Genomic DNA, 22680 nt, shown 5'->3' with positions numbered 1-22680 from the left:
CACCTCTAATAAATACTCATACCAAACCCTTTTTCCCCACCCGCCCCCTTCCCCTATGCCGCCCACCGGCCCTCCTTTTAAATCCCGCGGGGGGCCCGGGACCCACGACACGGGTCCCGGCCGCGCCGGCCCATGTGGGGCCACCTCGTGGGAGGCCGACGAGGATCCCCGGATGCGATCTCCGGGGTCGGTTCTTGACTGTGCCGTCACGGAGTGGCGGGACGGCGGGGACGAGGCCGGATGCGATCTCCGGGGCCGGTTCTTGAGCGTGCCGAACCCCGCTGGGGCGACCTCCCGGACGCGCTCCGGCCCTCCGGCCCGATCGATTCCCGCCCGGTTGGACTCTCCCACTGTGGGAGCCTCCATGCTGATGGCGTGAACGAGGGATATCTGCCGATCGGGCGGTTCGCGAGGCTCTGCCGGCTCAGCGTCAAGCAGTTGCGGCACTACGACGAGCTGGGCCTGCTGACCCCGGACCACGTCGATCCGGACACTGGCTACCGCTACTACCGGCCGGACCAGGCACGCGCCGCGATGCTGATCAGCCTGCTCCGCTCTATCGACGTGCCGCTGCCCTCGATCGGGCGGGTGCTGTCCGGTGACACGGCTGCGCTCGGTGACGTACGCGACCGGATGGAGGCCGATCTGGCGCGCCGCGAGCGCAACTTCACCACGCTCGAACGCATCCTCTCCGAAGGGCTGCACCGGCCGGAGGTGACGGTGGTCCGCGAGCCCGCCCGGCGGGTGGCCGTCGTCAGGGACGTCGCGACACTGGACCGGATCGGCGTCGTCACCTCGGCGTGCGTGGCCCGGCTGCTCGCCGCCGTGGGTGACCCGAGGGGGCTGATGATCGGGCTGTTCCCGCTCGACCTCGCGCCGGAGCTCCCCGTGGCCGTCGCCGTGGAGACGTCCGAGGACGTGCCGGGGACGTCCCCGGACGTCCTGCCCGGCGGTCTGTACGCCTCGGTGACGCACGTCGGTCCTTACCACCAGATCCCGCTCACCGCGCACGCGCTGCTCGCCTGGGTGGGCGAGCGCGGGCACACGCCCGAAGGCTCGCTGCGCGAGGTGTACGTCTCCAACCCCGTCACCACGCCGCAGGACCGGCTGGTGACCCATCTGATGATCAAATTGGAGGACCCGGAATGAACTGGTACTCGGCCGCGGACGATCCCGAAGTGGTGGAGTTCGGCCCCGCGCGCGGGCTCTCGGTCACCGGGCAGGGAGCGCCGGGCGGACCGGTCTACACGACGAGCGTGGGAGCGCTGTACGCCGTCGCCGGGGCGCTGCTCGGCATCGCGGCCCGCTCCGTACGGCCGTTCGAGATGCCTCCCCTGGAAGGTCGCTGGTGGGCCGAGGACGAGCGGCCGCCGCTCGACGTGCCGCGCGAGGAGTGGTGGTGGCACCTGTTCCTGCGGCTGCCGGAGCCGGTGGACGAGGCGTGGGCCGACGAGGCGTGCCAGTCTGCGGGGCACCCGGCCGCCGCCAGGGTGCAGCTCGTCACCTTCACCGAGGGACTGTGCGTGCAGGCCCTGCACCGCGGACCGTACGCGGAGGAGCCGAAGACCCTCGCCAGAATGGACGCGCTGATGCGGAGCGAGGGGCTGGTCCGGAACGGCCTGCACCACGAGATCTACCTGTCCGATACGTCGGAGACCGACCCGGAGAAGATGCTGACCGTGCTCCGCCAGCCCGTTCGCGTCGCCTGAACCCGTGGCCGTGATTCGACACCGAGTGTACGGAAGCCGTTACCGCACAATTCCGGTCCCTGGTCGGCGTAACTTTCCGCATTAAAGACCGACACTAATTATCCGGGCCCCGCCGATTCCCGCTCCGCGCGGCTCGCCCGGCTGGATTCTCCCGGCTGGGAAAACCTTCGAAGGCCCGCCTCACGCTGCCGGTGTGAGGCGGGCCTTCGCCTTTGCGTACCAGGTCATCCGGGTGATCGCCGATCTCCGGGAGGGGGCGTCCGCGCCCTCCCGGGAGCTTTCGGGTCGGAGGTTCCGGCCATTGCCGCCTTGGTCGCCGGCGGGCGACTTCTTTTTCTCCGATTCTCGCTCCGAGTCATCCGCTACGCACCAGAATTTTGTTCGTGTAATGACAGATTTAACAATTTGGCTATACGATCGCCGTTCGTGGTTGGAGTTGATCTTTCAGGAACCCGATTGGCCAACGACCTGTTCTTTGTCATGCATGACAACGCGACCGGCCGGATGAGGCTTCATGCCCGCCTGACCGGTCTGGGGCTGGCCGCCGCCATCCTGGGAGAACTGATGCTCGCCGGGCGGATAACCGTGGGATTGGCGGCGGGGCAGATACGGCTCGTCGTTCTCGACGCGGCGCCGCCCGAAGACGCGCTCACCAGGAGCGCCCTGGACCACATCGTCGCCGAACCCGCACACCGCTTCGGTACCTGGTTGCAGTTCCTCGCCCGTGCGGCACTCGCCGACGTGGCGGCCCGGATGACCGCCGACGGGCTGCTGCGCCCGCCCGGCAGACGCCCGTCGCGGAGGCAGGTGCCGGTCGACGTGAACATCGCGGCGTGGCCCGGCGGACGCGTCAACCTGGCGATCCAACGCCGTGAGCCACTCAGCGTCCAGGACAGCGTCCTGCTGGGGCTGCTCGTCGCGACCGGCGGCAACCAGCTCGTCCTGTGGGAGCAGAACCCGAGATACCTCTCCGATTCGATCACCGCCCTCCCGGCGCCGCTCCAGGAACTGATCGCCCAGACCGAGGCTGCCGTAGGTGACTCCGTCATCAGCCGCCGGTGAACCCACCCCCCTCATTTCAAGGATCCCAATGTCCGTGACAGAACGAAGGGCCAGCGCCGTTTCCGCCGCGCTCGCCCAGGACCGCCTCGGTGTGCCGTCGGTGGTGTTCTTCGTCATCTCGGCGGCGGCGCCGCTGACCGTCATCGGTGGCTCGGTGACCGCCGCCTACGCCGCGACCGGCGTGACCGGCGTGCCGCTCGCCTTCATCCTGCTGGGAACCATCCTGGGCCTGTTCGCCGTCGGCTACGTGACGATGGCCCGGTACGTCGTCAACGCCGGGGCGTTCTACGCGTACACCGCGAAAGGGCTCGGCAGGCCGGTGGGTGTGGCGACCGCGTGGGTCGCGTTGCTGGCCTACAACGCGCTCCAGGTGGGTCTCTACGGCATGATCGGTGCGGCCGCCCAGCCGCTGATCGCCGACTGGTTCGGAAGCTCTCCGCCCTGGTGGGTCATCGGGCTGGTCGCCTGGGTGCTGACCGGGGTGCTCGGCCTCCTGCGGGTCGACGTGAACGGGAAGGTCCTGTCGGTCCTGCTGCTGACGGAGATAGCCGTGGTCGTCGTGTTCGACATCGCGGACCTGATCAACCCGGCGGCCTCGGGCTACAGCCTCGACGTCTTCGACCCGTCGAACCTCTTCGTCCCCGGGATCGGTGCGGTGGTCGCGATCTGCATCGCGTCCTTCGCGGGCTTCGAGTCGTCGGTGGTGTTCTCCGAGGAGACCAAGGACCCGAGGCGCACGGTGCCGATCGCGACCTACGTCGCACTCGCCGTCATCTCCGGGCTCTACGCCGTGTCGTCCTGGGCGATGACCGTGCCGATCGGCTCGGACAAGATCGTCGAGACCTCGCGCGAGCAGAGTTCGGCCCTCCTGTTCAACCTGGCCGGGCAGCACCTGGGGGCGACCGTCGCCACCATCGGCTCCCTCCTCTTCGTGACGAGCCTCTTCGCCGCGCTGATCGCCTTTCACAACACGATCTCCCGCTACGTCTTCGCCCTCGGCAGGGAGAGGGTGCTGCCCGAGACCTTCGGTCGTACTTCCCCCCGGACCGGTGCCCCGGTCAACGGCTCGGTGGCGCAGAGTGTCATCGGGCTGGTCACGATCGTCATATACGCGGTCTTCGGCCTGGATCCGGTCGTCCAGCTGTTCTTCACCGTCGGATCGTTCGGCGGCCTGGGACTGCTCATGATGCTGGCGGCCACCTCGATCTCCGTGCTGGCCTTCTTCGCCAAGAACCCCAACGAGGAGAACGCCTGGCGGACCAGGATCGCCCCGGGTATCTCCTCGGTCCTGCTGATCGTGGTCATCGTGCTCGTCATGGCCAACTTCGACACCGTGCTCGGCGTGGCCCCCGACTCCCCGCTGCGCTGGATCATGCCCGCCGTCTACTTCGTCGCCGTGGGGCTCGGCGTCATGTGGGGACTCGCCCTGCGGGCCAACCGGCCGAAGGTATACGCGAACATCGGGCGGGGCGCCCAGGCGGCCGTGGGAGGGACCGAATGACAGAGATCATCCGAGTTCAGAACGCTCCCGGAGCCGCCGAGACCATCGGCGCGATCATCGCCACCTCCTTCCACGAGCAGGAGATCTCGGCCTGGATGATCCCGCCGGACGACGACCGCCGCCGGGTGATGCCCCCCTTCTTCTCCATGGTCACCGAGAGCGCCCTCATCCACGGCGAGGTCCACGCGACGGCCGACATGTCCGCCGTGGCCGTATGGTTCCACAAAGGCGCCGAGCCGCTTCCCGAGATCCCCGACCGGGACGCCCGGGTGGAGGCGTTCGCCGGTCCCCACGTGGAGCGCATCGGGCAGATGGGGGAGGTGATGGACAAGCGCCACCCCCACGACCCGCACCACTACCTGGCGTTCCTCGCCGTGCTCCCCGGGCACCAGGGACGGAGGACGGGGACCCGGCTGCTCGAGGAGTACCACCGCGGGCTCGACGAGGCGGGCATACCCGCGTACCTGGAGGCCAGCAGCACCCGCAGCCGCAGGCTCTACCTGCGCCACGGCTATCAGGACCTCGGCGACCCGATGTTCATGCCCGACGGCCCGCCGATGTTCCCCATGTGGCGCCCGCCGAGCCCCTGACCGGATCTTCCGCCGGTCACCGTGTCATGACCGGACCCGAGTCCCCGAACGCCCGGTCCGGGGATCGGTGAGGGGTCCGGCAGGCGGGCCGGGGCGCCGGGGTATGGCTCCCGGCACCCCGGCCGGGAACGCGCCTACTCGGCCGCGGGGGCCACCGGAGCGGCCGGGACGCACAGCGGCCCGTCCTCTCAATATGAGGGTGGGCCGAACAGCGCGAGCCGCCGCCATCCGGGTCGGTTCGCGGACCGGTGTCGCGTAGGCTCCTGAGCCGATACAGCGCTGGCTGATCACGGACTGGGACTGTTACCATCCGTTCCATGATCTTCTTCTTCCACCTGCGTTAAGGGACCGTCGGCGAGGCGAGGAACCCCCGTCGTCGACGAGGCGGGGCGGCGTGGCGCCGTCCCGAACCTTGACGTGGGAGAAGAACGATCATCATGCGCACTCGCGCGCGTTTTCTCACCGCCCCGCGTCCCAGCGCCCTCGCCGTCTCGTGACGGCGGCGCGCCTGGTGGCGCGGTGCGTCCGGGGACTGGAGCCCATCGTGGCCTCCGAGATCCTCCAGCTCGGACTCGGTCCGATCACCCATCTGGGCCACCGTGAGGTGCACTTCCGCGCGCCTCGACCGGAGCCCGGGGTGGTCCGGCTGCGCACCGCGGACGACGTGTTCCTGCTCGCCGCCCGACTGCCGGACATCGGAGCGGCCAGAACGGGGGTCGACGCGCTCGCCGAGCTCGCGGCCGTCACCGACGTGGACAGGCTGCTCCGGCATCGGCTGGGCTGCGGAGGCTCCGGCGAGCTCACCGGTGTCGAGGTGTCGGCGTCCTTCCTGGGAAGGCGGAACTTCAACCGGTACGACGCCGAGGACGCCGTCGGCCGGGCCCTGGCGCGGAGGCTGGGAGCCGGCTACCACTCGCGGCGCGGGGGCGTCGCGCCCCCACCGGCCCACAGCGCGTGGCGGCTGATCCTGGACGGTACCCGGGCGACGCTCATGCTGAGGATCACCGACCGGCCGCTGCACCGCCGTACCTACAAGCGGTGCACGATCCCGGGCACCCTGCATCCTCCGCTGGCCGCGGCGATGGCCCTGATGGCCGACATCCGGTCCGATCACCGGGTGCTCGACCCCTGCTGCGGTGCCGGAACCCTGCTCATCGAGGCCGGACACCTGCGGCCGGACGCCCGCTTCTGCGGCTTCGACCTGGACCCGGACGCGCTGCGGGCGGCGCGCACGAACGCGGCGGACTCCCGGGCCGTCACCGTCCGCCCGGCCGACGCCGGCGACCTGCTGTTGGCCGACGGCAGCATCGACCGCGTCGTGTGCAACCCACCCTGGGGTACGCAGGTCGCCGCGCACGGCCTGCTCGACGGGGCTCCCTCCCGGTGGTGGACGGAGCTGCGACGGGTCCTCGCCCCCGACGGAATGGCGGTGGTGCTGATCCCCGACACCGACGACCTCGGCACCGCCATCCGGCATCGGCTGGTCCCCGTCCACGTCCAGCAGGTCCGGCTCTCCGGCGCCAGGTCGTACATCGTCCGGCTCATGGCGGGGGAGAGGCGTCAACAACAGACGTCCCGGCGCCGAGCACAGGGAGGATGAGCGCGGAGGCCGAAGGGGAAGGTCAGGGGCCGGGTACGGCGGAGGCGACGCCGTACCCGGCCCCTGACCGCTCCAGCAGGGGTCGTCCGTACGGGGGCCCAACGGCGGCGGGAGTCAAGGAAGGCAGGTGTCGGCCGGTCAAATATTCGGCACGCAAAGGCCCCCGTGTCCGAGGCGGCAGTTTGACCCGTCCCGTACCGGCCGATAACGACAGACGGCTCGGTAACCTCAGAGCGCTTCACATCGGGGGGTGGGATGCGGTCTCGATGCGGTCTGTCCCGTCTCGCCGTGGTCGCGATCCTTGTCGTCGCCACGGTGGTGAGCGGCTTCGCCGGTAGCCCGTCGCCGTCGGTTCGGGAGGGGGCCCCACTGCGGGACCCGTCGCAACTGGTGAGCCACAGGGGGGTCCTGCGCGCGCGGCTCGTCGTGGAGAGACGGCAGGTGGAGGTGGCCGGGCACCGGCTGTGGTCCCTGACGTACAACGGCGACTACATGCCGCCCACGCTGCGGATCCGGCCGGGGGACAGGCTGGAGCTGGCGATGGAGAACCGGCTGGGCAAGTACACCAACCTCCATGTGCACGGGCTGCACGTGTCGCCGAGCGGCAACTCCGACAACGTCTTCATCCACATCGATCCCGGACAGACGTTCCACTACTCCTACCGATTCCCGGACAACCTCGCGCCAGGCACCTACTGGTACCACTCGCACGCGCATCCGATATCCGGGGTGCAGGTCGCAGGGGGGCTGTCGGGCGTCATCGTCGTCGAGGGGCTGAAGCGGTATCTCCCGCCCGGCCTGCGCGACATCACTGAGCACGTCATCGCGCTCAAGGACTTCCAGATCCAGGGCGACGCGATCAGGACCCGGGATCTGCACATCGGCGCGCCCACCAACCGTACGGTCAACGGCCAGCTGAACCCGACCATCCACATCCGGCCGGGTGAGACCCAGCTGTGGCGGCTGGCCAACATCAGCGCCAACATCTACTACAAGGTCCATCTGGACGGGCAGCGGTTCCAGGTGATCGCCCATGACGCCAACCCCGTCGACCGGATCTGGTCGGCGGACTCGCTCCTCCTCGCGGCCGGTTCCCGGTTCGACGTGCTTGTACGAGGTGGTCCGCCCGGCCGTACCCGGCTGCAGACGCTCCCGTACAGCACCGGATCGGCCGGGAACACGTTCCCGCAGGCGACCCTGGCCACCCTGGTCTCCGAGGGCACGCCGACGCACCCGGTGGAGCTGCCCGCGACCTTCGCACCGACGGAGGACCTGAGCCACGCCGCCCTCGCCGCGCGGCGCACCATCGTGTTCTCCGAGAACAAGGCGGGGACCGAGTTCTACATCAACGGCAGGCAGTTCGACATGAACCGGGTGGACATCCGGTCGAAGCTGAACACGGTCGAGGAGTGGACGGTCCGCAACGACAGCGACGAGGAACACTCCTTCCACGTCCACACCAACGACTTCCAGCTGATGAGCACCAACGGGCGGCCGCACCACGCCCACAGCTGGCAGGACACCGTGAACATTCCCCCCAGGGGGCAGGTCGTCATTCGGATCCACTTCACCGACTACACCGGCAAGACCGTCCTGCACTGCCACATCCTCAACCACGAGGACGCGGGCATGATGGCGGTCCTGGAGATCGTCAAGTGATCGGGCCGGGAGGTCAGAGCAGGGCGCGGACCTCGCGTTCGAAGCCCGCGACGTGTTCGGCGGCGAGCCGGGCGGCCCGCTCCTCCTCCCCGTCGACGACGGCGCGCAGCAGCGGGCCGTGTTCTCCGACATGGCCCGCCATGCCGGGAAGCCGGTCGACGAACAGGCACCAGATCCGGGTGGCCAGGTTGTCGTAGCGGACCAGGGTGTCCTCAAGGTAGGGGTTTCCGGTGGCGGCGTACAGGGCGCGGTGCACGCGCAGGTCAAGACGCATCAGCTTCTCCGGCGGCAGGGTGGAGATGCGCTCGGGGGCCAGTTCCGCGCCGAGCTCGCCGAGTGCGATCCGGTCCGCCGGCGTGGCGCGCAGGGCCGCCTTGGCCGCGGCCACCGGCTCCAGCTGCTGCCGGACCTCGGAGATGTGGGCGAGGTCGGTGATGTTGACGTCGGTGGCGAAGGTGCCGCGGCGCGGGTAGGCGACCACGAGCCGCTCACCCTCCAGCCGCTTCAACGCCTCGCGGACGGGTGTCCTGCCCATGTCGAGTGAGGCGGCGAGGTGATCCTCCTTGATCGGCATCCCGGGGCGGATGTCGAGCATGACGAGCCTGTCGCGGATGGCGCGGTATGCCTGCTCGGCGAGCGAGAGCGGTGACTCGTCGTCCCCGCCTCCTACGTTGACCGTCGCTCGCACCTGACGTAGGTTACCCCATTAACTGATATATCAATAGTTTTCTAGGTGGCCTCGACCCGAACGGAGCCTCGGCGTGACCACGAACCCGCTCCCCGAGCACCCCGCCCTGCTCTGGCGCAACCCGGAGCCGAAGCCGTCGTACGACGCGATCGTCGTGGGCGGCGGCGGGCACGGGCTGGCCACCGCCTACTACCTGGCCAGAAACCACGGCATCGGCAATGTGGCGGTGCTGGAGAAGGGCTGGCTGGCCGGCGGCAACATGGCCCGCAACACCACGATCATCCGCTCCAACTACCTGTGGGACGAGAGCGCCGGGATCTACGAGTTCGCGCTGAAGCAGTGGGAGCGGCTGCCCGAGGAACTGGATTACGACTTCCTGTTCAGCCAGCGGGGCGTGCTCAACCTCGCCCACACCCTCCAGGACGTCCGCGAGGCCCGCCGCCGGGTCGGCGCCAACCGGCTCAACGGCGTCGACGCGGAGTGGCTGGAGGCCGAGGAGGTGGCCGAGGTGTGCCCGATCATCAACATCTCCCCGGACGTCCGCTACCCGGTGCTGGGCGCGACGTTCCAGCCCCGGGCCGGCATCGCCAAGCACGACCACGTGGCTTGGGCCTTCGCCCGCGCCGCGGACGCGCTGGGCGTGGACCTCATCCAGAACTGCGCGGTCACCGGCTTCGTCAAGGACGGCGACCGGGTCGTCGGCGTGCGCACCACGCGGGGCACCGTCAACGCCGGGGTGGTCGGCCTGGTCGCCGCCGGTCACAGCGGCGTCCTGGCGGAGCAGGCCGGCTTCCGGCTGCCGGTCCGGTCGCAACCGCTGCAGGCACTGGTCTCCGAGCTGTACGAGCCGGTCCACCCCACCGTGGTCATGTCGAACCACGTGCACGTCTACGTCTCGCAGGCGCACAAGGGCGAGCTGGTCATGGGCGCCGGAGTGGACTCCTACAACGGCTACGGCCGGCGCGGCTCCTTCCATGTCATCGAGAAGCAGATGGCGGCGGCGATCGAACTGTTCCCGATCTTCGCCCGCGCGCACGTGCTCCGTACCTGGGGCGGCATCGTCGACGTCTCCCCCGACGCCTCGCCCATCATCGGCAGGACGCCCGTGGAGAACCTCTACGTCAACTGCGGCTGGGGGACCGGCGGTTTCAAGGCCACCCCGTCGGCCGGATGGACCATGGCCCACACCATGGCGACCGGGGAGCCGCACCCGCTGAACGCGCCGTTCTCCCTGGAGCGGTTCACCACCGGTGCCCTCATCGACGAGCACGGCGCCGCGGCCGTGGCCCACTGACCCCCGCGATCTCGCCAAGGAGCCACCGCATGCTGTTGCTGAACTGTCCCTGGTGCGGTCCACGGGACGAGACCGAGTACCACTACGGCGGGCAGGCCCACGTCCGCTACCCGCAGGCCCCGGCCGACCTGACCGACCAGGAATGGGCCGAGTACCTCTTCTTCCGCGACAACCCCGAGGGCCCCTTCGCCGAACGCTGGGTGCACAGCACCGGTTGCCGCCGCTGGTTCAACGTCGTGCGGGACACCACCAGCTACCAGGTGCTCGCCGTCTACCGGCCCACCGACCCCCGCCCGGAAGGATCGCGATGAGCGCCCAGCCCCACCGGCTCCCGTCCGGCGGCCGGATCGACCGTGACACGGTGCTCCGCCTCACCGTCGACGGCCAGGAGCTGACCGGCCACCCGGGTGACACCGTCGCCTCGGCGATGCTGGCCGCGGGCAGGCTCGACGTCGCCCCCTCGATCTACCGGGGGCGACCGCGCGGCATCGTGGCGGCCGGTGTCGAGGAGCCGAACGCGCTGCTTGAGGTCCTCGGGCGGTGCTCGGAGTCGATGCTCCCGGCCACCACGGTCTCCCTCGTCGACGGGCTGGCCGTGCGGACGCTGTCCGGCCTGGGCCGGCTCGACCCCACCGGTGACGAGGCCGTCTACGACAAGATGTTCGCGCACACCGACGTCCTGGTCATCGGTGCCGGCCCGGCGGGGCTCGCCGCGGCCTCCGCCGCCGCCAGGTCGGGCGCCCGGGTGATCCTCCTCGACGAGCAGTCCGAGCCGGGGGGATCGCTGCTCTCCTGCCGGGAGGAGACGGTGAACGGCTCGCCCGCGCTGGACTGGGTGCGCGAGGTCGTGGCCGAACTCGAATCCGCCCCCGAGGCGAGGGTGCTCAGCCGCACCACCGCCTTCGGCGGCTACGACGACAACTACGTCGTCGCCGTCCAGCACCGCACCGACCATCTCGGGCATCCGGCCCCCGAGGGCGTGTCCCGCCAGCGGGTCTGGCACATCCGGGCGGCGCGGGTCGTGATCGCCACCGGCGCGCACGAGCGCCCGCTGGTCTTCGCGGGCAACGACCGCCCCGGGGTGTTCCTGGCCTCGGCCGTGCGCGGCTACCTCAACCGGTACGCCGTGACGCCCTGCTCCCGCGCCGTGGTGAGCACCACCAACGACAGCGCGTACGACACGGTGACCGACCTGGTCGCGGCCGGCGTCGAGGTGGCGGCCGTGATCGACGCCCGTCCCGCCCTGTCGCCGCGCGCGGCCGAGGTCGCCGGGACCGGAGTGCGCGTCGTGCCGGGCAGCGCGGTCGTCGAGACGACCGGTACCCCGCGGGTCGACGGCGTCCTGGTCAGCGCTCTGGACGACGACGGACTGCTCAGCGGCGACGTCGAGACCATCGCGTGTGACCTGCTCGCCGTCTCCGGCGGCTGGAGCCCCGTCGTACACCTGCACAGCCAGCGGCAGGGCGGGCTGCGCTGGGACGACATGCTCGCGGCCTTCGTCCCCGAAGGGACCGTCCGCGACCAGCGGGTGGCCGGTTCGGCCCGGGGCACCTTCGACCTCGGTGGCTGCCTCTCGGAAGGCACCGAGGCAGGGGTCGAGGCCGCCGTGGCCGCCGGGTTCCCGATCGAGGCCGAGGCTCCGGTGGGACGGGCGGCCACCGGCGAGTACGGGCCGGTCCGGCAGCTCTGGCTGGTGCCGGGGCGGACCGGCGAGCCGGCCGACTGGCACGAGCACTTCGTCGACCTGCAGCGCGACCAGACCGTCGCCGACGTCTGGCGGGCGACCGGTGCGGGCCTGCGCGGCATCGAGCACGTGAAGCGCTACACCACGATCGGCACCGCGCACGACCAGGGCAGGACCTCCGCCGTCAACGCGATCGGCGTGATCGCCGCCGCTCTCGGCGGCACCCCCGGGGAGATCGGTACGACGTCCTACCGGGCGCCGTACACCCCGGTCTCCTTCGCGGCCCTCGCCGGGCGCGAGCGAGGCGACCTCTTCGACCCCGAACGGACCACCCCGATCCACCCCTGGCACGTCGCGCACGGCGCCAGGTTCGAGATCGTCGGGCAGTGGCTGCGCCCCCGGTACTTCCCGAGGGACGGCGAGGACATCGACGCGGCGGTCGCCCGCGAGAGCCGGGCCGCCCGGCGGGGCGTCGCCATGATGGACGCCTCCACACTGGGCAAGATCGAGGTCTGCGGCGCCGACGCGGACGAGTTCCTGGACCGCGTCTACACCAACGCCCACCGGAGACTGCCGGTCGGCTCCGCCAGGTACGGGGTCATGTGCAAGCCCGACGGCATGATCCTGGACGACGGCGTGAACCTGCGCCTCGACCGGAACCGCTTCCTCCTCACCACCACCACCGGCGGTGCGGCCGGTGTCCTCGACTGGCTTGAGGAGTGGCTGCAGACCGAGTGGCCCGAGCTGGACGTGTACTGCACCTCGGTGACCGAGCAGTGGACGACGATCGCGGTGGTGGGCCCGAAGTCGCGGGAGGTGGTCGCGCGGGTGGCCCCGGACCTGGACGTCTCGGCCGAGGCGTTCCCGTTCATGACCTTCCGCGAGACCACACTGGCCTCCGGCGTACCCGCCAGGATCTGCCGGATCTCCTTCTCCGGCGAGCTCGCCTACGAGATCAACGTGTCGGGCTGGTACGGCCTCGCCGTCTGGGAGGAGGTGTACGCCGCCGGGGCGGACCTCGACATCACGCCCTACGGCACCGAGACGATGCACGTGCTCCGCGCGGAGAAGGGTTACCCCATCGTCGGGCAGGACACCGACGGGACCGTCACGCCGCAGGACGCCGGCATGGACTGGGTGGTCTCGAAACGCAAGGACTTCATCGGTAACCGCTCCTACACCAGGGCGGACACCGCGCGGGCCGACCGCAGGCACCTGATCGGCCTGCTGCCGGTCGACCGGGTGACCCGGCTGCCCGAGGGCACGCAGATCATCGCGCCGGACACGCCGGTCACCCCGGAGCAGGGACCCGTCCCGATGCTCGGGCACGTCACCTCCAGCTACCACAGCGAGGCGCTCGGCCGGCCGTTCGCCCTCGCGCTCGTCGCCGGCGGCCGGGACCGGATCGGGGAGATCCTCATCGCCCACGTGGGCGACTCCCTGGTCGAGGTCCAGGTCGCCGAACCCGTGCTGTACGACCCCGAAGGGAACAGGCGTGATGGCTGAGACGGGTCCCGTCGAACTGCGGCGCAGCCCGCTGGCGCACCTGGAGGACCGGATGCGCGGTGCCCGGGGCGGGTCACTGCGGGAACTGCCGTTCCTGACCATGGTCTCCGTCCGGGTGGCACCCGGATCCGCGGCCTTCGACCGGATCGGGGCGGCCCTGGGGACCGGCCTGCCGGAGCGGGTCGCGGACACCACTCGGGCGGGAGCGCACACCGCCCTGTGGCTGGGCCCGGACGAATGGCTCGTGGTCTCGTCGGCCGATCCCGGCCCGCTGGTGGCGGACCTCGTCGAGGCACTGGCGGGTGATTCCGGCACGGTGGTCGACGTGTCGGCGAACCGGACGACTCTTGAGCTCAGCGGGGCCGCGGCGCGTCAGGTGCTGGAGAAGGGCTGCCCCGCCGACCTGCATCCCCGGTCGTTCGGCCCCGGCGACGCGGTGACGACCACGCTCGGACCGGTGCCCGTGCTGCTCTGGCAGTCCGGTCCCTCGACGTACCTGATCCTGCCCCGCGCCTCCTTCGCCGACTACGTCGCCCGGTGGCTGCTCGACGCGATGACCGAGTTCGCCTCACGAGCCGGGTGACGTCGACGCGGTCGCCGACGGCCAAGGGGATGCCGTCGGCGATCATCGGGCTCTCCCGGTCAACGCCTCGCTCCGCCGGTCTGGGACCTGTGGACGGTCAGGCGGATCAGCAGCGGTGCCAGAAACGCCATCGCGAAGAGCCGGAGGCTCTGCACGCTGGAGATCAGTGGCAGGTTCGCGTGCGCGGAGGAGGCCGTCGCCAGGACCGCGTTGATCCCGCCGGGCGTCGTGGCGAGATAGGTGTCGCCGAACGGGATGTGGGTGACGGCGGAGAGCGTCCAGGCCATGGCTGCGCACGCGGCGCTGACGGCCAGCGTGCAGGCCAACGCGGCGGGCAGGATCCGGCGCAGACGCCGCACGGCCCGCCGGGAGAACCGCAGGCCGACATCGAGCCCGATCATGGTGAACAGCAGGGTCCGCAGCATTCCGCTGGGGGCGAATCCGCCCGCGAGGCCGGTCGCGGTGATAACGGCGGACACCAGCATGGGGCCCATCATGGCCGGGCTGGGCAGCCTCAGGCGGGAGCCCAGCAGCACGCCGAGCAGTGCGACGGCCGCGAGCACGATCAGGCCCCATGCCTGGTCGTGGCCGCTGACCAGGTGCCAGGGGCCGCCGGCACCGCCACGCGCGCCGGTGCCGGTCCCCTCCTGTGGCAGGGGGGAGATCCAGCTCAGCAGGACCGGTGTGCTCGCCACGATGAAGCCCAGCCGCAGATACTGCATGAACGCCACCAGGCGGCCGTCGGCATCGAGATCCTCGGCGGAGGCGACCGCGGCGGCCGATCCTCCAGCGATCATGCCGAGGGTGGCCGTGGCTCGATCCACTCCGCTGAAACGGGCCATGGCGAACGCGGCCGCCTGGCAGAGAAGAAGCGTCACCAGGGTCACCGCGGCCAGGGGCGCGATCGATCCGGCCACGTGGCCCAGTGCCGACAGGTCCAGGTAGGTCCCCATCAGCACGCCGAGCAGTACCTGTGAGGTTCGGTTGAGCACGGCAGGAGCGTGATCACGCATCCGGCCGGTCAGAGCGATCGTCAGCCCGAGGAGCAGTGGTATCAGCATGTGCGAGGAGGGCACGGCAGGTTCGCCCAGTTCACCGGCCACCACAGTGATCGGCAGCACCGCCGCCCACGCGACGAGCCTGGAAGCCCGGCAGGTGATGCCACGGCCGCGGGCCGTGCGTGGTGTGTTCAAGCCCTGCCGCCCTCTGCGGCGGTCATCCGGTGACGGTCAGGTGGACGACGGAGATCAAGGTGGGTTGTCACCGCGCCAGGCTGGCACGTTCCACCTGAACGCGACCTGACTGCGTTTCCGGACCGGCGATCGGCCGTCCTCGCTTCACGAGAGCCGCCGAAAGGCGGTCTCACCTGCGGTTTTCCGCGTCGCATACGCTGAGGTAGCAAACCTGCCGACAGCAGGAAGCAAGGAAACGATCTTTTGACTCCAAGCGTCGCCATCGTCGAGGACGACCTGGCCCTGCGTGCCGGTCTGAGCCGCGGCCTGCGGGAGGAGGGGTTCGAGGTCTCCCTGTCGGTGGCCGGTGGGACCGCTCTGCTGCGCGGCCTCGAGGATCTCCCGCCCGATGTGTTCGTCATCGACATCGGCCTTCCCGACGTCGACGGCCGTGATCTCTGCCTGGCCCTGCGCGCGCGCGGCGTGCACGCGCCGGTCCTGCTGCTCACGGCGCGCGGAGGCATCACCGACCGGTTGTCGGGCTTCCACTCGGGCGCCGACGACTACCTGCCCAAGCCGTTCCACTTCGAGGAGCTGGTGCTGCGGCTGCGGGCCCTGGTACGGCGCGGAGGCAAGGCCGCGGACCCGCCCTCTGGCCTGTATCTGGACCTCGCAGCACACGAGGCGCGCAATGAGGGCAGGGGGGTCGGCCTCACTCCGACGGAGTTCCGGCTGCTGGCGGCCTTGCTGGCGCACCGCGGGGAGGTCGTCCGCCGCCATTCACTGATCGCCGCGGCCTGGCCGTCGGGGGCGATCGTCCATGACAACACCTTGGACGCCTATGTCGTACGGCTTCGCCGCAAGCTCGACGGCATCGACCAGTCGTCGGCGATCACGACGGTCCGCGGCGTCGGATACTCGGTCGGGTGATCCGGCGCAGGCTCGTCGTCACCGCGACCGCAGCACTCGCCGCCGCCCTCGTGGTTTTGACCATGGGCTTCTACCTGGTGCTCTCCCGGCAACTGGAAAAGGGCGCCGACGGTGTCCTCCGGGCGCGGGCCGGAGCGGCGGCGGCCACGGTGACGACCTTCCAGGGTCGGCTGAGGGTCAACGAGACACCATTCGACGAGGTTCTCGACAGTGGGGTGTGGGTGTTCGACGCCGGCGGTGTTCCGGTCAGCACACCGCCCGTACCCGGCCCCCTGGACTCCCCTGCTCAAAAGCTCAGCGCGGTCTCCCGCCCCACCTTCCGCGATGTCGGCGACGACGTGCGGATGCTGGCGGTACCGCTGCACGACCCTCCGACGCCGGACGCGGTCGTGGTGGTCGCCCTTTCCATGATCCCGTACCGGGATGCCGAGCGGACCGCGCTGATCGGCGCGCTGGTCTTCGACATGCTGGTCCTCGGGCTCAGCACCCTGCTCGTCCGGCGCTCGGTGACGCAGGCCCTGCGGCCTGTCGCGCAGATGACCGCCCAGGCGGCCAAGTGGTCCGAACGGGACCTCGATCGCAGATTCGGCCTCGGCTCGCCCCGTGACGAGCTGACGGGCCTTGCCTCGACCTTGGACGGCCTGCTCGGCCGGCTCTCCGCGGCGCTCCGTCACGAACAGCGCGTCACCGCCGAGATCGCTCACGAGCTGCGTACCCCGCTCACCCGGCTACGGCTGGAAACGGAGGTGGCTCTCCGCCGGGATCGCTCGGCCGCCGAGCTCCAGGCCGTGCTGCGGCGCGTTCTCGACGGGACCGACCGGATGACCGCGGCCCTCGACACCCTGATCGGCCTGGCGCAGCGGAGCATAGATCCCTCCGCGGGCACGGCCGCGGCCGTTGACGTGGCGGCGGACGTGCTGCGGGCCTGCCGTGCGCGGGGACGTGAGATCCAGCTCGATCTGGAGTGCGCCGCCGGACTGGTCGTCGGCTGTGATCGGGAGGTGGTCCTGCGCATGCTCCAGCCGTTACTGGACAACGCGCTGCGGTACGGCCGTTCGGCGGTGCTGCTCCGCGTCTCGCGATCCGGGAACGACGCGGTGTTCGCCATCAGCGACGACGGCCCCGGATTCGGCGTCGGCGAGCTTGAGGCCGTCCTCGGTCCAGGAACACAAGGACGGGCGGCCGCGTCCGGCGAGGGCGCCGGGCTGGGCCTCGCGCTGGCCCGCAGGCTTGCGGAGGCGGCCGGCGGCACTCTGACCCCCAAGGTGTCCCGGGGCGGTCTGGTCGAACTGCGCCTTCCGGTGGCCTGAGCTCACGCCGCCGCGCGGTTCGTGGCTCCGGGCCGGGCGTCGCCGGGTCCGTCAGGTGCTCCTCGAAGGCGACAGCAGCAGGCTGAAGATCGGCGGCGAACCACGGCTCAGGACCAGCCGTCCCGCCTCGGCCTCGGCCAGGGAGCGGGCGAGCGCCAGGCCGAGGCCGTGTCTGTCACCCGCGGAGGCGCGGCGCACGAACGGGTCGCTTTCCTCCGGGACGCCGGGCCCCTGGTCGGAGACCTCGATGGCGAGCGCGTCTCCGATTTCGACGACGCCGACGCAGACCTTCCCCGCCCCGTGGACGAGCGCGTTGTCGACGAGCACCCGCAGGATCTGCCGTACGGCGGGGAGCGAGGCGACCACCGGGGGCAACTCACCCGGCAGGTCGATGGTCAGCCGGCGGCCTTGTGCGGCGAGCCTGCCGTGCCAGTCGGAACGGACCTCCTCCAGCAGGGCGGCCACGTCGAGGGGTTCGGAGGCGGTGCGCGTGTCGCGGGCCAGCCGTACCAGGTCGTCGATGATGGTGTGGAGGCGCCGGCCGCGCTGGACGGCGACGGCGATGGCCCGGGTCAGGTCGGCGCCGGGCCGGGTGAGGGCCGATTCCAGGCCGAGGAGCAGGCCGGTGAGCTGGGTGCGCAACTGGTGGGAGACGTCGGCGCTGAAGGAGCGCTCGCGGTCGAGGACTTCGCCGAGGCGGTGCGCGGTGGCCGCCAGCGCCTGCCCGGCGGCGTCGGCCTCGATGATGGCCGAGCGGAGCGGCCTGATGGAGAAGTCACCCTCACCCAGTGCCTGGGCGGCCCTGGTCAGCTGCTCCAGCGGAGCCGCCAGGCGAGCCGACTGGCGCAGTGCGAAGGCGGCGGCGAGCGCGACGGCGAGGGCGGCGAGAGCGGCCATCAGCAGCCATGCGAGATGGATCCGGTCCTCGACCCCGTCGTACGGCGTGGCGACCCGCACGACCCCGAGCTGGGTCTCGTCGGTGGGGATCGGCGCGGAGGCGACGAGGAATCCGGCCTCGACGCCCTCGTGGGGGTGCCCCTCGACGGCGGCGGCCACCAGGCCGGAGACGGCGGGGCCGCCGCCGTGCAGCAGGTGGCCGGAGGTGGAGTAGACACCGACCGTGAGACCGGCGGGCACGCCGGTCGGCAGGGTGATCGCCCGGGCGCCGTTCTCGACGTCGTCGTCGGGGATGGCGGCGGCGATCCAGGTGGCGTCACGGCTGAGCGCGTTCACGGTCTCGCTGCGGTAGAGATGGCTGACCGCGATGGCGAGTGGCACCGCGAACAGGGTGACCGTGAACGCCGCCACGACGGTGATCGCGACGAGCACGCGTCGGCGCAACGAAGCCGGTCGCGGCGGGGTCGAGGGCATCGGGCCAGGCTCCCAAGCCGAAGGTAAACGTCGCGCTAACCTTACCTTTCGTATCGTCTTTGTCACTATGAGTAACGAAAATCTCGTGCGGCTGCTGCTGCTCAACCAGTTCACGATCAAGCTCGGTTTCAACATGCTGATGCCGTACCTGGCTTTCCACCTGACCCACCAGCTCGATTTGGCAGCCTGGGTGGTCGGCCTGGTGATGGGGGTGCGCAACGCGAGCCAGCGCGGAATGGCGCTGGCCGGCGGCTACCTGGCGGATCGGCTGGGGGGCCGTGTCACGGTGGTGGCCGGATGCGCTCTTCGTGCGGCCGGCTTCGCGCTGCTCGGCTTCGCCGACGGCGTCTGCGCGCTGGTGGTGGCGTCGGTGGCGACCGGGTTCGCCGGGGCCCTGTTCGATCCGGGGGTGCGCTCGTTGCTGGCCGTCGCCGCCGCGGACCGGCGGGTGCGGGTGTTCGGCTGGTTCAACATGGCAGGGCAGGCGGGGCTGCTGCTCGGCCCGCTGGCCGGGCTGGCCATGTCGGGGCTGGACTTCCGCGTCGTGGCGCTGGTCGCGGCCGGGGTGTTCGTGCTGCTGACCGTCCTGCAGGGGGTCGGGCTTCCGGCCGTCTCACCCGAGCTTCGCCGGGAACGCCGGGGATGGCGGATCGTGCTGGGCAACCGGTCCTTCTGGTACTTCTCGCTGGCGATGTCGGGGGCGTACCTGCTGTCCTTCCAGGTCTACCTGACGCTGCCCCTGGCCATGGGCCGGGCGCCGGGCGCGCAGCGCGATCTGGGCGTCGGGGAGATGTTCGCGTTGTCGGCGCTCCTCGTCATCACCCTGCAGGGGCGCGTCACCGCGTGGGCGGCCCGCACGATGACCGCGCCTCGCGCCATGAGCGCCGGGCTCGCCGTGATGGGGCTGGCCTTCGTCCCGCTCGTGGCCTGGCCCGGTCCCGTCCCGCACGTGGCGGTGGCCGACGAGGGCCTCGCCGGGCAGTCGGCCATGGCCCCGATGCTGGTCGCGGCCGCGCTCCTCGCGCTCGGCACCATGCTGATCTGCCCGTTCGAGATGGAGGTGATCGTCGCGATGTCCGGCGGACGGCTGGTCGCCACCCACTACGGGCTGTACGCCACCCTGTCGGGCATCGGGGTCACGGCCGGCAGCGTGCTGACCGGCACGCTGTGGGACGCCGCCGGACGGTGGGGCCTGGCCTGGCTGCCCTGGGCCATCCTGGTCGTGATCGGGTGGGGCTGCGCGCTGGCGATGACGCTGCTCGCTTCCGGGCCGGTGGCGGGGGCCGCTATGGTCGTCCGATGAGCTCTCGCCGATCCCCGGGGGTCCTGGAAGCGGAGATCCTCACCGTGCTTCATGAGGCGTCCGGCGCCCTGTCACCGGGGGAGGTACGTGACCTGCTCAGCGGCAAAGGGGGTGGCGAGCTCTCCTACAGTGCCGTGGTGACCACCCTGACCAGGCTGCACGACAAGGGCGTCGTGACGCGTGAGCGGTCCGGGCGGGCCTACCGCTATGCCGCGCCCGCCGACCCCTCGGGGCTGGTCGCCTGGCGGATGAGACGATTGCTCGACGCCGAGGCCGACCACGCACCCGCCCTGACGCATTTCATCTCCGGGCTCTCGGCCGGCGACGAGGAACTGGTCCGGCGACTGCTGCTGGGGCAAGACGAGAGCGAAACCTGATGATCGACCATTTCCTGCTGTCAACGCTCGTGGCTCCCGTGGCACTGGTCGTCTCAATGGCGGTGCTGGTCGACCGGCAACATCCGGCACCGGCGGCGGTGGCCTTCGTATCCTCAGCCGTCGTGGTCGCGGCCGCGAGTGCGGTGAGCGTGGCGGCTGTCTCGATCCACGCCCTCCTGGTCCTCATTCGAGGTGATCTGCTGGAGTGGCCGTACTGGATCGCCCTGGCCTTCCTGGTGATCGTCGTCGCGAGCTTCGCCGGCGGCGCCCGGCGGGAGCGGCGGTCGCTGTGCGCCGCTCGTGAGCAGGCCGCCGCCCTTCCCGGCGGCGACGTCGTGGTGGTGGCCGAGAAACGACCGGCTGCCTTCACCCTCCCCGGACGGCCGGGCCGGATCGTGGTGACCCAGGGCATGCTGGACGCTCTCGGCGAGGAGAGTCACGCGGCGGTCATGGCGCACGAGCACGCCCATCTGAGCGGCCATCATCACCGATGGCTGCTGGCCAGCCGGTTGGCCGTGGCGGCGCACCCCTTTCTGTGGCAGGTTCGTCACCTGGCGGGATACATGATCGAGCGCTGGGCCGACGAGCGGGCCGCCGAGCAGACCGGTGACCGCAGGGCGACGGCCCGGGCGATCGGTGAGGCGGCCCTGCTGTCCCCCGACGGCGAGATACCGTCCGGGGCGGTGCCGTTCCTGGGCCTTCGAGGTCCCGGGCCCGTCCCGCGCCGGATCGCCGCCCTGCTCAAACCGCTGCCCAGCCCGCGCGGCGCGTTCCTGCTCGCGGTTCCCGTCCTGGTGGCAGCGGGATCGGTGGTGTGGACCGGAGAGGCCATCGTCGACCTGACGCAGTCCGGCGGCCCCTGCGAGCAGTGAACCTCAGCGGCGTCGACACCCGCCGCTGACTCCGCCCAGGCCGGTACGGCGATGACACACTCGTCCTCCCGCCGACGCCGGAAGTGATCGGTCCGTTGCGCGCAGGCGGTCCGGTGATCGTCCCGGGAGGCCCACAGCCGGGTGCGCTCCTCGCCTCGCCCCGTACGACGTGCGTAGCCGGGGACCTCTCCTGGGGCCGCGTGTCGCGGTTCCGTCGCGTCGCCACGTCGCCGACCAGGCCCCTTACCGTGGCCGGCTCTGGCCCTGCGGCGAACACTTAGGTTAGGCTCTGCTAACTTCTACAGCGATGTAGCTGTGATCGGGAATTCTTCTCCATGACCGAAGGAGCACCACGGTGCCGACGTTCCTCCCCAAAACCGTGCTCGCGCTGGCCACCACCGGTGTTCTCGTCCTCGGGCTGGCCGCCTGTGGTGGCGAGTCCGCGGACACCACCGGAGCCGCTGCCGGCCCGACGGCCGACAAGAAGATCACCGTCTACAGCGGGCGCAGCGAGTCGCTGGTCAAGCCCTTGCTGGACAAGTTCACCGCGCAGAGCGGCATCGCCGTCGAGGCCCGCTACGCCAACACCGCGGCCATGGCCGCCCAGCTCCTCGAAGAGGGGGAGAAGTCACCGGCGGACGCCTTCTTCGCCCAGGACGCCGGCGCGCTCGGCGCCGTGGCCAAGAAGGGCATGTTCGCGCCGCTCCCGGCCACCGTGCTCGACAAGGTGCCGGCGACCTACCGCGCCAAGAGCGGGGAATGGGTCGGTGTCACCGCCCGCTCGCGGGTGCTGGTCTACAACCCCGACCTGGTCCCCGCCGCCCAGCTGCCCGCCTCGGTGTTCGACCTCACCGATCCGGCCTGGAAGGGCAAGGTCGGGGTGGCCCCGACCAACGCGTCCTTCCAGGCGTTCGTCACCGCTGTGACGGTGCAGCACGGAGAGGCCAAGGCCAAGGAGTTCCTGGCCGGGCTCAAGGCCAACGACCCGCAGATCCGTGAGGGCAACGGCCCCATCCTGGAGGAGGTCGACTCCGGCAAGCTCGCCGTCGGCCTGATCAACCACTACTACCTGGGCGAGCTGGCCAAGGAGAGGGGTAAGACGCCTGACACGCTCACCGCCAAGCTGCACTTCTTCCCCGACGGCGACAGCGGCGCCCTGGTCAACGTGGCGGGCGTCGGCGTGCTGAAGAAGGCCGCCCAGAATCCTGACGTGCAGGCATTCGTCACCTACCTGCTCAGCGCCGAGGCACAGAAGTACTTCGCCGAGGAGACCTACGAGTACCCGGTCCTGGCCGACGCCGCACCGCCCGCGGGAGTGCCCGCTCTGGACGAGCTGAAGGTTCCCTCGGTCGACCTGAACGACCTCGACCAGCTCGAGGCGACGATCGCGCTCATCAAGGAATCGGGACTGGTCCCCTGAGAGCGTCACCGCTCTGTGCGAGGCGGCCAGGTCGCGGCGCGGATCCGCG

Annotated in this window: 20 protein-coding genes; 17 read left to right on the top strand and 3 right to left on the bottom strand. The window is 70.8% G+C overall.

Annotated elements, in window-relative coordinates; translation table 11 throughout:
- Nucleotides 1-375: 375 nt before the first annotated feature.
- The 7 genes from ABT130_RS40760 (at nucleotide 376) to ABT130_RS40730 (ending at nucleotide 8121) form a co-directional block, all read left to right on the top strand.
- Nucleotides 376-1149: a MerR family transcriptional regulator gene (locus ABT130_RS40760; protein ID WP_350964925.1), complete on the top strand. Its 774-nt coding sequence runs from the start codon at nucleotides 376-378 to the stop codon at nucleotides 1147-1149.
- Nucleotides 1146-1709, top strand: coding sequence for a GyrI-like domain-containing protein (locus tag ABT130_RS40755; protein ID WP_350964923.1), 564 nt, complete (start codon nucleotides 1146-1148; stop codon nucleotides 1707-1709). The genes ABT130_RS40760 and ABT130_RS40755 overlap by 4 nt, the downstream gene beginning before the upstream one ends.
- A gap of 456 nt (nucleotides 1710-2165) precedes the next feature.
- Nucleotides 2166-2771 (top strand): GOLPH3/VPS74 family protein, encoded by a 606-nt coding sequence (locus ABT130_RS40750; RefSeq protein ID WP_350964920.1) that lies wholly within the window; start codon nucleotides 2166-2168, stop codon nucleotides 2769-2771.
- Between the two features lie 28 nt (nucleotides 2772-2799).
- Nucleotides 2800-4272, top strand: coding sequence for an APC family permease (locus ABT130_RS40745; RefSeq protein ID WP_350964917.1), 1473 nt, complete (start codon nucleotides 2800-2802; stop codon nucleotides 4270-4272).
- Nucleotides 4269-4862, top strand: a complete 594-nt coding sequence (locus tag ABT130_RS40740; protein WP_350916110.1) for a GNAT family N-acetyltransferase — start codon at nucleotides 4269-4271, stop codon at nucleotides 4860-4862. The genes ABT130_RS40745 and ABT130_RS40740 overlap by 4 nt, the downstream gene beginning before the upstream one ends.
- 544 nt (nucleotides 4863-5406) lie before the next feature.
- A complete protein-coding gene (locus ABT130_RS40735; RefSeq protein ID WP_350964915.1) occupies nucleotides 5407-6462 on the top strand; it encodes a TRM11 family SAM-dependent methyltransferase in 1056 nt (351 codons plus the stop codon).
- Nucleotides 6463-6750: 288 nt separating this feature from the next.
- Nucleotides 6751-8121 (top strand): multicopper oxidase family protein, encoded by a 1371-nt coding sequence (locus tag ABT130_RS40730; protein WP_350964912.1) that lies wholly within the window; start codon nucleotides 6751-6753, stop codon nucleotides 8119-8121.
- Nucleotides 8122-8134: 13 nt separating this feature from the next.
- Here ABT130_RS40730 and ABT130_RS40725 read toward each other — a convergent pair whose 3' ends face one another.
- Nucleotides 8135-8809, bottom strand: coding sequence for a GntR family transcriptional regulator (locus ABT130_RS40725; RefSeq protein ID WP_350964909.1), 675 nt, complete (start codon nucleotides 8807-8809; stop codon nucleotides 8135-8137).
- A 73-nt stretch (nucleotides 8810-8882) separates the two neighbouring features.
- Here ABT130_RS40725 and ABT130_RS40720 point away from each other — a divergent pair, with 73 nt between their 5' ends.
- From ABT130_RS40720 to ABT130_RS40705, 4 genes are read left to right on the top strand one after another with little or no spacing between them, the layout of a single operon-like run.
- Entirely contained in the window at nucleotides 8883-10103 is a 1221-nt protein-coding gene (locus ABT130_RS40720; RefSeq protein ID WP_350916124.1) for a sarcosine oxidase subunit beta family protein, read from the top strand.
- Between the two features lie 29 nt (nucleotides 10104-10132).
- A complete protein-coding gene (locus ABT130_RS40715) occupies nucleotides 10133-10414 on the top strand; it encodes a sarcosine oxidase subunit delta (protein WP_350964908.1) in 282 nt (93 codons plus the stop codon).
- Nucleotides 10411-13293: a sarcosine oxidase subunit alpha family protein gene (locus ABT130_RS40710; RefSeq protein ID WP_350964905.1), complete on the top strand. Its 2883-nt coding sequence runs from the start codon at nucleotides 10411-10413 to the stop codon at nucleotides 13291-13293. The genes ABT130_RS40715 and ABT130_RS40710 overlap by 4 nt, the downstream gene beginning before the upstream one ends.
- Nucleotides 13286-13876, top strand: a complete 591-nt coding sequence (locus ABT130_RS40705) for a sarcosine oxidase subunit gamma (RefSeq protein ID WP_350964902.1) — start codon at nucleotides 13286-13288, stop codon at nucleotides 13874-13876. Before ABT130_RS40710 ends, ABT130_RS40705 begins: the two co-directional genes overlap by 8 nt.
- 59 nt (nucleotides 13877-13935) lie before the next feature.
- On the opposite strand, the gene ABT130_RS40700 is transcribed toward ABT130_RS40705, so the two are convergent.
- Nucleotides 13936-15069: an AbrB family transcriptional regulator gene (locus ABT130_RS40700; protein WP_350964900.1), complete on the bottom strand. Its 1134-nt coding sequence runs from the start codon at nucleotides 15067-15069 to the stop codon at nucleotides 13936-13938.
- A 243-nt stretch (nucleotides 15070-15312) separates the two neighbouring features.
- Between ABT130_RS40700 and ABT130_RS40695 the strand changes: the two genes are divergently transcribed.
- Together ABT130_RS40695 and ABT130_RS40690 are read left to right on the top strand one after the other, a co-directional pair.
- Nucleotides 15313-15978: a response regulator transcription factor gene (locus tag ABT130_RS40695; RefSeq protein WP_350964898.1), complete on the top strand. Its 666-nt coding sequence runs from the start codon at nucleotides 15313-15315 to the stop codon at nucleotides 15976-15978.
- Nucleotides 15975-17288, top strand: a complete 1314-nt coding sequence (locus ABT130_RS40690) for an ATP-binding protein (RefSeq protein ID WP_350964896.1) — start codon at nucleotides 15975-15977, stop codon at nucleotides 17286-17288. Before ABT130_RS40695 ends, ABT130_RS40690 begins: the two co-directional genes overlap by 4 nt.
- A gap of 51 nt (nucleotides 17289-17339) precedes the next feature.
- Here the strand turns inward: ABT130_RS40690 and ABT130_RS40685 are convergent, their stop codons facing one another.
- Nucleotides 17340-18659: a sensor histidine kinase gene (locus ABT130_RS40685; protein WP_350964893.1), complete on the bottom strand. Its 1320-nt coding sequence runs from the start codon at nucleotides 18657-18659 to the stop codon at nucleotides 17340-17342.
- A 67-nt stretch (nucleotides 18660-18726) separates the two neighbouring features.
- Here ABT130_RS40685 and ABT130_RS40680 point away from each other — a divergent pair, with 67 nt between their 5' ends.
- The 4 genes from ABT130_RS40680 (at nucleotide 18727) to ABT130_RS40665 (ending at nucleotide 22631) form a co-directional block, all read left to right on the top strand.
- Entirely contained in the window at nucleotides 18727-19962 is a 1236-nt protein-coding gene (locus tag ABT130_RS40680; protein WP_350964890.1) for an MFS transporter, read from the top strand.
- A complete protein-coding gene (locus ABT130_RS40675; protein WP_350916141.1) occupies nucleotides 19959-20339 on the top strand; it encodes a BlaI/MecI/CopY family transcriptional regulator in 381 nt (126 codons plus the stop codon). The genes ABT130_RS40680 and ABT130_RS40675 overlap by 4 nt, the downstream gene beginning before the upstream one ends.
- On the top strand, nucleotides 20339-21211 hold the full coding sequence (locus ABT130_RS40670) for a M56 family metallopeptidase (protein WP_350964888.1): 873 nt from the start codon (nucleotides 20339-20341) through the stop codon (nucleotides 21209-21211). The genes ABT130_RS40675 and ABT130_RS40670 overlap by 1 nt, the downstream gene beginning before the upstream one ends.
- 355 nt (nucleotides 21212-21566) lie before the next feature.
- Nucleotides 21567-22631: an iron ABC transporter substrate-binding protein gene (locus ABT130_RS40665; RefSeq protein ID WP_350964886.1), complete on the top strand. Its 1065-nt coding sequence runs from the start codon at nucleotides 21567-21569 to the stop codon at nucleotides 22629-22631.
- Nucleotides 22632-22680: the final 49 nt, after the last annotated feature.

It is taken from the genome of Streptosporangium sp. NPDC001681 (genome assembly GCF_040298085.1).
GTDB lineage: Bacteria > Actinomycetota > Actinomycetes > Streptosporangiales > Streptosporangiaceae > Streptosporangium.
Note: the sequence above shows the minus strand (reverse complement) of the source record. Positions and strands in the feature narration are given on the sequence as shown.

Excerpts from the sequence above, each read along its gene's own strand:
- ABT130_RS40755 (WP_350964923.1), top strand. The coding sequence starts at position 1,146 with ATGAACTGGTACTCGGCCGCGGACGATCCCGAAGTGGTGGAGTTCGGC.
- ABT130_RS40745 (WP_350964917.1), top strand. The coding sequence starts at position 2,800 with ATGTCCGTGACAGAACGAAGGGCCAGCGCCGTTTCCGCCGCGCTCGCC.
- ABT130_RS40740 (WP_350916110.1), top strand. The coding sequence starts at position 4,269 with ATGACAGAGATCATCCGAGTTCAGAACGCTCCCGGAGCCGCCGAGACC.
- ABT130_RS40715 (WP_350964908.1), top strand. The coding sequence starts at position 10,133 with ATGCTGTTGCTGAACTGTCCCTGGTGCGGTCCACGGGACGAGACCGAG.
- ABT130_RS40710 (WP_350964905.1), top strand. The coding sequence starts at position 10,411 with ATGAGCGCCCAGCCCCACCGGCTCCCGTCCGGCGGCCGGATCGACCGT.
- ABT130_RS40705 (WP_350964902.1), top strand. The coding sequence starts at position 13,286 with ATGGCTGAGACGGGTCCCGTCGAACTGCGGCGCAGCCCGCTGGCGCAC.
- ABT130_RS40685 (WP_350964893.1), bottom strand. The coding sequence starts at position 18,659 with ATGCCCTCGACCCCGCCGCGACCGGCTTCGTTGCGCCGACGCGTGCTC.
- ABT130_RS40680 (WP_350964890.1), top strand. The coding sequence starts at position 18,727 with ATGAGTAACGAAAATCTCGTGCGGCTGCTGCTGCTCAACCAGTTCACG.
- ABT130_RS40675 (WP_350916141.1), top strand. The coding sequence starts at position 19,959 with ATGAGCTCTCGCCGATCCCCGGGGGTCCTGGAAGCGGAGATCCTCACC.
- ABT130_RS40670 (WP_350964888.1), top strand. The coding sequence starts at position 20,339 with ATGATCGACCATTTCCTGCTGTCAACGCTCGTGGCTCCCGTGGCACTG.